This window comes from Hydrocoleum sp. CS-953 (assembly GCF_002260545.1).
Taxonomy (GTDB): Bacteria; Cyanobacteriota; Cyanobacteriia; order Cyanobacteriales; family Microcoleaceae; genus Trichodesmium.
In genome coordinates, this window is the sequence record NZ_LGSU01000352.1 from 1 (window position 1) to 2834 (window position 2834).

3 protein-coding genes and 1 pseudogene are annotated in these 2834 nt (G+C 34.4%); 1 reads left to right on the plus strand and 3 read right to left on the minus strand.

Going from position 1 to position 2834, the window contains the following annotated elements:
- Positions 1 to 283 precede the first annotated feature (283 nt).
- Positions 284 to 979 carry an HAD family hydrolase gene (locus tag AFK68_RS03295; protein ID WP_094671581.1) on the plus strand — a complete coding sequence of 232 codons (696 nt, stop codon included), beginning with the start codon at positions 284 to 286 and terminating at the stop codon, positions 977 to 979.
- A 377-nt stretch (positions 980 to 1356) separates the two neighbouring features.
- On the opposite strand, the pseudogene AFK68_RS38005 reads toward AFK68_RS03295, so the two are convergent.
- The 3 genes and pseudogenes from AFK68_RS38005 to AFK68_RS38015 all read right to left on the minus strand — a co-directional run.
- Positions 1357 to 1586, minus strand: a pseudogene (locus AFK68_RS38005) (zinc ribbon domain-containing protein); the annotation flags it as partial.
- 143 nt (positions 1587 to 1729) lie between these two features.
- The gene (locus AFK68_RS38010) at positions 1730 to 2020 is read right to left on the minus strand and encodes a transposase (RefSeq protein WP_210407201.1); all 291 of its coding nucleotides are present in this window, start codon (positions 2018 to 2020) and stop codon (positions 1730 to 1732) included.
- A gap of 458 nt (positions 2021 to 2478) precedes the next feature.
- On the minus strand, positions 2479 to 2580 hold the full coding sequence (locus tag AFK68_RS38015) for a helix-turn-helix domain-containing protein (protein ID WP_246843972.1): 102 nt from the start codon (positions 2578 to 2580) through the stop codon (positions 2479 to 2481).
- Positions 2581 to 2834 lie beyond the last annotated feature (254 nt).

A 2834-nucleotide genomic window follows, 5' to 3' on the forward strand; every position in this document is an offset into this window, starting at 1 on the left:
AATCATTTTAGAGAAATTTGTATTTATGGAAAAGTTTAAAATAAATACTCAAGCGATTGATAAATTTTGGTGGATAACTAATTATCTCTGTGTCAGTATGCTTTATCTAGAAAGATAATGTGCTGATCAAGCGAACCCTAAAATCAGAATATAGCTTATGAAACAATCAAAAATGTACCCATAACTAACAGCTTGCTAAGAATTGATATATTAACAGAAAAATATGCAGAATTTTTAAAGCGGTTCTGTTACAAAAAAGAATTAACCATTTACCCCGATCAAAATGACTACAATACTATTTTGGGATATTGACGGAACATTATTAACCACCGGAAGAGCAGGTATCTTTGCCCTAGAAGATGCTGCTAGAGACATAACTGGTAAAGAGATAGATTTATCACAACTCAATACAGCAGGAGCAACAGATCGATTACTAGCAGCTCAAATTTTAGAATTAGGAGGTATGACTCCTGATGATGAGAAAATAGACCAACTATTACAAATTTATGGTAAATATCTACCCCAAAGTCTCACTAAAAAACAAGGAGCAGTATTACAGGGAGTCAAAGAAATTCTTTCTCACTTACACCCCCACCGTAATGATGTAATTTCTCTATTACTAACAGGAAATACCTCTGTCGGAGCAAAAGCAAAAATCACTCACTATGGTTTAGATAATTATTTTAATTTTACCCAGGGCGGATTTTCAGATCAACTAGCAGATAGAAAAGAGATCGCTCGTCAAGCGTTAAATATTGCCCAAGAATTAGTCGGAGAAATTAACTTAGAAAAAGTTTATGTGATTGGAGATACGCCCCATGATATAAGTTGTTGTCAAGCTATTGGCGCTAAGTCCATTGCCGTTGCTACTGGTTCCTATAAATTGGAGGAGTTACAACAACATAATCCTTGGTGGGCTATACCTTCTTTACCAACACCGGATTTTTTCACTGATAAAATAGGTTTAGAGAATAGTTAAAAAGCTACTGAAAAAACAAAACTTTCTCTGAAGCTTTTCTGACAAATTAAAGACCTAAAATTTATCAAAACTTTATCTTTTAATGCTTTGATATTTAATCAGCAAACCCTACTTATTGGAATGGATTATAATAGGAAAAATTGATTGACCTTAAAAAGCTTTGAAAAAGTAGAATTTATGAATTTGTGAAGTTCTCTCCCGTTAAATCGGAGATTATAATAGGAGCTTCTGTTAAACTAAGAAAGCTGAATCCAAGTTTCAGAAGTTTCTTGCTTCTTTGGCTGACTAACGTCTAAGCCTCCACAAGCAGGCCAGATGATACCCACCTCGCTTAATGCTTTATTTAATATGTTCTTTGCTGCATTCTCATCTCTATNAAGCCTCCACAAGCAGGCCAGATGATACCCACCTCGCTTAATGCTTTATTTAATATGTTCTTTGCTGCATTCTCATCTCTATCTAAAACCGTTTTAAATTTAGGGCAAGAATGCGTTCTAACTGACAAAGTTTTAGGTACTTTTTGACCACAATTTGAACAATTTTGTGATGTATTATGAGGGTTAACTTTGACTACATGAATACCGCGTTTTACCGCTAGTGCATTCAATTTTTCAATAAAAGCTCCCCAGGCAACATCATAGATTGATTTTGAGAGTTTAGTATTTCTAGCTAAACCTTTAATGTTAAGGTCTGCCTTCGGCGCGCCGCTCCGCGTCTACTACAGCAATTAAATCATATTCTTTAACTAATTTATGAGCAGTAATGCACATGAAAATCTTCTCTTTGTCTAGCAATGTGTTGATGTAATCTAGCTATTTTATTTTGTGCTTTTTTCCAGTTGTTAGAACCTATTTCTTTTCTACCTGCTTGACCTTGTTTTATACCTAAATTAGATTGAGATTTTCTATAGAAATTAGGAACAGAAACAGTTTCTCCAGTATTAGTCGTCAGAAACTCTTTGAGACCTACATCAATACCTACAGCAGTTTTGATATTATCTGTAGGAATTAGGCTTGGAACTGACTTGTCTTCCAAACTCAAACTAACATAATAACCGTCAGCTTTCTTTGTGATAGTTGCAGTTTTAATAGTAAACCCATCTGGAATTGGTCTATGAACTGTTACTTGAATAACACCAAATCTGCTAACAATAATTTGTTTCCCATCAAACTTAATTGCAGCTTTAGGATGATTAACTCTACTAAAACGCGCGGGACCTTAATTTGCCAGACTTCTTAAATTTCGGTCTGCCAAATCTCTTGCCTGTTTTATCTGGAACTAGCCAATGTTGCCAAGACTTATCCAACCTTCTCAGATTATTTTGTTGTACCTCGAAATATATCTCTTTATATTCGGGAAATAGTTTTTTGGTCTGTTTTAATTCTGCGGACTGAAAATGATAATCTGTTTTGCTTGGAATTTCACCTATAGGACATGAAATTAATGAGCATCGGTCTATTTGACACCTGGTTCTATTTAACCAATCCAATCGTTGACTATCACGCATAATTCCAGTGCCTACGGAGTAACTCTAGCCAATAATCTATCTTAGCTATTTGTTCTCCATTTGGATTAATTTTATAGCAATAACTTATTATCATTTCCCTTCTGTTTCGACCATGCTTCCTATTCTAACAATTTGTCAGGATTTTGTCTAGAAAATAATCAAATAATATGATTAAAATTTCTAGATTCAAAACATATCTAAACATACTATACTTTCCCTATTGGCTGTTTTCCTCTCACCGTTAAATTACAAATTATAACGGGAGTCCCCAACAGCCATTTTTTTGATGGCATTATATATCTCCAGAAAAGAGTTTAGATTTTTCCCCCCGATCAAATCTTGCCATCA